Below are 6,251 nucleotides of genomic sequence, written 5' to 3'. Positions count from 1 at the left end.
GCCTCCCCGTCCTGACCGCCGCCACCGCCACCACCTACCGCATCCTGCAAGAACTCGGCCTACCCCCGATCGTCCCCAACGCCGGGAAACTCCTCGCGGGGTAGCCAGCCGGGCGCCCCGATCGCGCTCAGCACCTCGGCGTTGTGCCGCAGGGTGGCCAGCGGATCGCGCTCGGTGCTGAGGTCCTCCAGCGACACCCACCCCGCGTACCCGGTCTCCGCCAGCAGATCGAGGAACCCGGGCACGTCGACCGAGCCGTCGTCGAGCGGGCTCCAGCGCGGCCGGTGCAGCCGCGTCGGGCCGGCCCCCTCCACCGGCCCGATCGCGGCGTTCTTCAGGTGGACGTGGTGCAGGTGGGGGCCGAGCAGCTCGAGGGCGATGCGGTGGTTCTCGTAGCCCTCGACGACGAGGTTGCCCACGTCGTAGATCACGCCGACGTGGGCGGGGTCGCGATGGCCGACCGCGCGCAGGGCGAGCGAGGCGCTGGGGAAGATCGTGTGCTGGTGCAGCTCGACCACGATGCGCACGCCGCGGCGGGCCGCGCGCTGCTCGGCCTCGTCGAGGAACGCGCTCGCCTGCGCGAACAGCTCCCGGTACGCGGGGCCGCCGGGGCGTGGGCGCGGACCCTGCCAGCGGATCTGCGGGGCGCCCGCGGCCACGGCGACGTCCAGCACCTGCTCCAGGGCGGCGAGATCGCCGGTCTGCACGTACGGGGCGAGGCCGACGACCGCGAGCCCGGCGTCGGCGCACAGGGCCGCTGCGCGCTCGCCGTCGACCGGGTCGACGGCGAGCGTGCAGCGGTTGCCGAGCAGGAACCTCGCGGCGCTGCTGCCCATCGCGGACGGGGACTCTCCCACCTTCCACTCCAGGCCCCGGTAGCCGGCCGCGGCTGCGTGCGCCACCGCCTCGTCCGGGGTCAGCGTGGGCAGCGCGATCGTCGCGTAGGAGTAGCGGATCACCAGTGCTCCCAGTGCAGCACCTCGTCGACCGGCACCCGCTTGCCCGGCCGGAACGAGGTGCCGACGGTGTGCGCGAGCGGGGTGAGCGCCACCTGCATGACGCGGTCGTGGTCGATGCCGAGCACCTCGGCCGCTTCCTCCTCGTAGTGCAGGTGGGAGGTGGTCCAGCAGGTGCCGAGCCCGTGCAGCCGCGCGGCCAGCATGAAGCTCCACACGGCCGGCAGGATCGAGCCCCACGTGCCGGCCTGCTCGACGATCGGCGCGTCGTCCGTGCGCCCGGTGATGCACGGGACGACCAGCGCCGGCATCCGGTGCATGGTGCGGTGCAGGTACTCGACCCCGGCGTAGATCTTCTCCATCGTGCCCGGGTGGGCGTAGGCGCGGCGGACGTCCTCCTCCGGCATGGGGGCGCTGCCGACCGCGGTACCGCGCCGCCACACATCGGCCAGCGCGGCCTTCCGCTCGGGATCGGTGACGACGACGAAGCTCCACCGCTGCCGGTTCCGGCCGGTCGGCGCCTGCGTCGCGATCCGCACGCACTCCTCGATCAGCGCGGGATCGACGGGCCGGTCGAGATCGAGCCTGCGGCGCACCGCGCGGGTCGTGGTGAGCAGTTCCTCGGCGGTGAGATCGAGCGTCTTGATCATCGGGCCACCGTGTCTCGGCGGGGATCGGGCAGGAGGGCGAACAGCACCGAGGCGAGCACCAGCAGCCCGCCGCAGAGCAGGAACGCGGTGGTGTAGCCCGCGGTCGGCGACGAGGTCGCGTCGAGGATCATGCCGGTGATCAGCGGGCTCACGATGCCGGCGCTGCTCCCGGCCGCGATCAGCACGGCCAGCGCACCGGCTCGCTTCTCGGCCGGGGCCAGCTCGGCGACCATCGGGATCGCCACGGTGTTCACCGTGACCGAGAACCCGTAGCCGACGACGAGGAGCGCGATCGCGAGGACCGCCGAGGTCACCCACGGCAGCAGGCACAGCAGCGCGCCGGAGACGGCGAGCACGATGCCGCCCGCCGTGGCGCGGACGGTGCGGGAGCTGACGCCGCGGCGCAGCATCCGGTCGCCCAGCGTGCCGACGAGGATCAGCGCGACGATCCCCATCGCGCTCGGCAGCGCGTACAGCACCCCGGACTGGGTGGCGGTGAACCCGAGCCCGTTCTCGAAGTACGACGGCAGCCAGGTGAACACCACCCCGGCGAGCGCGCCCTGCGCGAAGTAGACGAACGCGGAGGTGAGGAACGTGCGACTGCGCAGCAGGCGGGTCCAGCGGACGGCCGGTCCCTGCTCCGGCGCTGGCTCGTCCGCCTTCGGCTGGTCGGTGGCGTACGGGCCGGTGCGGCCGACGAAGTACCAGACCACTGTCCAGACCAGGGCGAGCAGCCCGACGACGAGGAACCCGCTGCGCCAGCCGAGCGCGACGATGACGATGGTCAGCACCGGCAGCAGCGCGACCTTCGCGACGGCCGACCCGCTGGTGATCAAGGAGGCGGGCAGGCCGCGGCGCTCGTTGGGGAACCACGAGTAGGCCATCGTGTGCAGCAGCGGCACCACCGGGCCCTCCGCGGCGCCGACGAGCAGCCGGCTGACGATCACCGCGGCGGCCGTCGTGGCGAGCAGCGCCGGCACCTGCCCGATGGCCCACAGCACGCCGGAGACGAGCAGCAGCCAGCGCGGGGAGATCCGGTTGGCCAGCAGCCCGATGCCGAGGCAGGCGGCGACCTGCAGGACGTGCGATGCGCTGCCCAGCGCGCCGAACGCCGTCGAGGACAGGTCCAGCTCGGCCCGCATCGGGTTGGCGACCAGGCCCAGCAGGGCCTTGTCGAGGAACACCACCACGACCGCGCCGACGACGGCCGCGGTGACCGTCCAGGCGCGCACCGCACTGTAGCCCGGCGGCGGGGATTCCGTCGTGATCGCGGCGGCGCGATCACCGTTGACCGTCATCGTTCTCCTCCGAGTTGTCCTGCGAACGGGTTCAGTCGATCTCGCGGAGCCAGTCGGCGACCGTGTCGGCGACCAACCGCGGATGTTCCTGGTGGATCCAGTGGCCGGTGCCGGGCACCTCGACCACGCGGGTGAGCGGGTGCCGGCTCAGGGAGCGGTCGAGCGCGGCGCGGGCGGGGTCGCGGTGGAACGCCAGCACCGGCTGGTGCCGCTTCGCCAGCAGCTCCTCCGCCTCGGGCCGGAACCGGATGGAGCTGGGCGCGACGAGGTTCGCGTGCATGCTGCGCTGCACGACGAACGGCGGCACCCGGGCGAGCGTCTGCTGGTGCCACTCGCGCAGGTGCGGCGCAGCGGTGCGGGCGTCGGGCCCGGCGGCGACCATCCGCGCCACGTCCCGCACCACGGCCCGCGGATCGGGTTGCTCGGCGATCGCCAGCATCCGCTCGCGGTCGCGCGGATCGCCGCCGTAGTCGGGATCGACCAGGACGAGGGCGTGCACCAGCTCCGGGTGCTCGACGGCGACCCGAGACATCAGCGACGCCCCCATGGAGTGCGCGACGGCGACGACCGGCGCGAGCTCGAGCGCGGTGATCAGCGCGGCCAGGTCACCCGCCAGCTCCGCGGCGTCGTAGCGGGAGTCGGGGGCTTCGCTGTTGCCGTGCCCGCGCAGGTCCGGGGCCACCACCCGGCGGGTGCGGCGCAGCTCCGGCAACAGGTGGATCCAGGTGTCGGAGCTGTCGAGCCAGCCGTGGACGAGGAGCGCCGGACGGCCCGCCGGCTGGTCGGCGGGTTCGTCGGTGAGGTGCAGCCGCACCTCGGGCAACTGGATGCTCGGCACCGCGGCCTCCCCTCAGGGCCGCGGGGCGAGTTGGGCGCCGCCGGCCACGTGCAGCACCTCACCGGTGATGAAGCGGGCCTCCGGGGAGGCGAGGAACGCCACCGCGTTGGCGACGTCCTCGGCGCTGGCGAGCCCCGGCACCGCGGACATCGCCTCGTGCCGCTCGACGATCGCGGCGAACTCCGCGTCGCTGCGGTCGCGCCGGGTGAACGGAGTGATCACCATGCTGGGCGCCACCGCGTTGACGGTGATCCCGCGCGGGCCCAGCTCGACGGCCAGCGCCCGGGTGAGCCCGACGAGCCCGGCCTTCGACGCGGCGTACGCGGCGGGCCCCCCGGACAGCCAGGTGCGGGAGCCGATGTTGACGATCGCGCCGCCGTGGCGGCCCATCAGGTCCGCGGCGGCGTGGCAGAGCAGCGCCGGGCCCCACAGGTTCACGGCGACGACCTGGTCCCAGTCCTCGCGCATCTCGGCGAACCCGCCGCGGGCGTTGCGCCCGGCGGCGTTCACGAGCTGGTCGAGCCTGCCGTGCTCGGCGGCGATCTCGGCGATCAGCCGCTCCACGTCGGCCTCGGCGGTGACGTCGGCCTTGCGCCCGATCACCGGCAGGCTCGTCTGCGCGGTGATGCGCTCGGCGGCCCGCTCGGCACCGTCTCCGTCGACGTCGACCAGGACGACGCGGGAGCCGGCCCGGGCCAGCCGCAGCCCGGTCGCGGCGCCGAGCGCCCCGGCGCCGCCGGTGACCAGTGCCACCCGCGAGATAGAACCATCAGGCATAGACGGAGTACAACTCCGCCCGATCTTCCTGTCCAGATCCGACTGCCTTACCCCTGTTCTGCTTTGAAGGCATAGCATCGAGCACATGGAGCTGCGGCACCTGCGCTACTTCCTGACCGTCGCCGAGCTGGGCTCGCTCAACCGCGCTGCGGCGCACCTGCGGGTGGCGCAGCCGTCGCTGTCCCGCCAGGTCCGCGCGCTCGAACGCGAGCTGGGCCGGCCGCTGCTGGAGCGCAGCGCGCGCGGGGTCTCCCTCACCCCTGCCGGTGCCGCGCTCGCCGGGCACGCCCGTCAGCTGCTCGCCCTGGAGGCGGCGACGGCCGACGTCGTGGCCGGCAGCGACCGCACCCGCGAGACCGTCTCGGTCGGCGTGCCGCCGGGCATCCCGCCCGAGTGGCTGGTCGGGGTGGTGCGGCAGCTGGGTGAGCGACTGCCCGAGTGTGCGCTGAACCTGGTCGAGGCGAGCACGTCCGACCAGCTGCGCGCGCTGCAGGCGGGCGAGCTGGACATCGGGATGATCCACCAGTCCCCGCCGTCGGGCTACCTCGGGAAGCTGCTGTGGACCGAGTCGTTCGGCGTCGCGCTCCGCCCGGGCCACCCGCTGGCCAGCGCGGCCACGCACCGGCTCGCGGACCTCGACGGGCTGCGCGTGCTGATCCATTCCCGGGGCCAGGTGCCGGATCAGCAGGACAGCCTGCTCGCGGCGGCCAACACCGCGGGCGTCCACCCGATCTGGATCTTCGCCCGGTTCGTCGAGCACGCGCTGGCCGCGGCCGAGGCGCAGCGGGTCGACGCCGTGTGCGTCGGCTCGTCGACGGCGCGGCGGCAGCTGCCCGAGTGGCGGTGGGCGCCGCTTCTCGATCTGCCGCTGTCGCTCACGACCTGGGCGGTGCACCGGGGGGACACCCGGCGGGTGGTGGTCGACGTGGCGGAGGCGATCGCGAAGTGCCCTGCGCCGGTGGAGGGGAACCGGTAGGGCCTCCCCGCCACCGGGCCCGGGCGGTGGTCAGGTCGCGACGAGGCCGCCGTCGACCAGGATCTCCACCCCGGTGATGTAGGACGACCCGTCGCTGGCGAGGAAGAGCACGGTCGCGGCGACCTCCTCGATCTTGCCCTCCCGCCGATCGGGACTCCCGCGATCTGCTGGGCGCGCCAGCTCGGATCGGCGGAGCCGCGGGAGGTGCGCATGGCGGGCAGCATGCCGGGGGCGACGGCGTTGACGCGGACGCCGCAGTCGGCGTGCTGGACCGCGGCGATGCGGGTCATCGCCGCGATCGCGGCCTTCGAGGCGCCGTAGCCCATGTGCACACCGGGTTGGCCGATGGAAGCCGAGATCGAGGACATGTTGACGATCGAGCCGCGGCCGGTGCGGGCCATCGCCGCCGAGCCGTGCTTGATGCCGAGGAACACCCCCTGCGCGTTGACCCGCATGAGCAGGTCGTAGAAGTCGGTGCTGGCCAGGTCGGGATCGTAGGTGCCGCTGATGCCGGCGTTGTTGACCAGCACGTCGAGGTGGCCGTGGCGCTCGACGACGTCGTCGACGACCTCGATCCAGCTCTCCTCGTCGCAGACGTCGAGGTGCCGGTACTCGGCCCGGCCGCCGCCGGCGCGGATCGCGGCGGCCGTCGCCTCGCCGTCGTGGCCGAGCACGTCGGTGACGACGACCACCGCGCCCTCGCGGGCGAAGGCCTCCGCGGAGGCGCGGCCCATGCCGCCGGCGGCGCCGGTGAGG

General features: G+C 74.0%; 6 protein-coding genes and 2 pseudogenes. 2 read left to right on the top strand and 6 right to left on the bottom strand.

Annotation, left to right across the window (positions count from 1 at the left end; genetic code table 11):
• A pseudogene (locus BUE41_RS32270) lies at positions 1-104 on the top strand (Asp/Glu racemase); the annotation flags it as partial.
• Here the strand turns inward: BUE41_RS32270 and BUE41_RS26615 are convergent.
• From BUE41_RS26615 to BUE41_RS26595, 5 genes are read right to left on the bottom strand one after another with little or no spacing between them, the layout of a single operon-like run.
• Positions 60-959 carry a sugar phosphate isomerase/epimerase family protein gene (locus tag BUE41_RS26615; RefSeq protein WP_159444974.1) on the bottom strand — a complete coding sequence of 300 codons (900 nt, stop codon included), beginning with the start codon at positions 957-959 and terminating at the stop codon, positions 60-62. The pseudogene BUE41_RS32270 and the gene BUE41_RS26615 sit on opposite strands and share 45 nt — an antisense overlap.
• Positions 956-1,606: a nitroreductase family protein gene (locus BUE41_RS26610; RefSeq protein WP_073460067.1), complete on the bottom strand. Its 651-nt coding sequence runs from the start codon at positions 1,604-1,606 to the stop codon at positions 956-958. Before BUE41_RS26610 ends, BUE41_RS26615 begins: the two co-directional genes overlap by 4 nt.
• Positions 1,603-2,904, bottom strand: coding sequence for an MFS transporter (locus BUE41_RS26605; RefSeq protein WP_073460066.1), 1,302 nt, complete (start codon positions 2,902-2,904; stop codon positions 1,603-1,605). The genes BUE41_RS26610 and BUE41_RS26605 overlap by 4 nt, the downstream gene beginning before the upstream one ends.
• A 31-nt stretch (positions 2,905-2,935) precedes the next feature.
• Positions 2,936-3,742, bottom strand: a complete 807-nt coding sequence (locus tag BUE41_RS26600; protein ID WP_073460065.1) for an alpha/beta fold hydrolase — start codon at positions 3,740-3,742, stop codon at positions 2,936-2,938.
• Positions 3,743-3,754: 12 nt separating this feature from the next.
• Positions 3,755-4,519, bottom strand: coding sequence for an SDR family NAD(P)-dependent oxidoreductase (locus BUE41_RS26595; protein ID WP_073460064.1), 765 nt, complete (start codon positions 4,517-4,519; stop codon positions 3,755-3,757).
• A gap of 85 nt (positions 4,520-4,604) precedes the next feature.
• Here BUE41_RS26595 and BUE41_RS26590 point away from each other — a divergent pair, with 85 nt between their 5' ends.
• Positions 4,605-5,495: a LysR family transcriptional regulator gene (locus BUE41_RS26590; RefSeq protein ID WP_073460063.1), complete on the top strand. Its 891-nt coding sequence runs from the start codon at positions 4,605-4,607 to the stop codon at positions 5,493-5,495.
• Positions 5,496-5,525: 30 nt separating this feature from the next.
• On the opposite strand, the pseudogene BUE41_RS33035 reads toward BUE41_RS26590, so the two are convergent.
• Positions 5,526-6,229, bottom strand: a pseudogene (locus tag BUE41_RS33035) (SDR family NAD(P)-dependent oxidoreductase).
• Positions 6,230-6,251 lie beyond the last annotated feature (22 nt).

Source organism: Pseudonocardia thermophila (assembly GCF_900142365.1).
Taxonomy (GTDB): domain Bacteria; phylum Actinomycetota; class Actinomycetes; order Mycobacteriales; family Pseudonocardiaceae; genus Pseudonocardia; species Pseudonocardia thermophila.
Note: the sequence above shows the minus strand (reverse complement) of the source record. Positions and strands in the feature narration are given on the sequence as shown.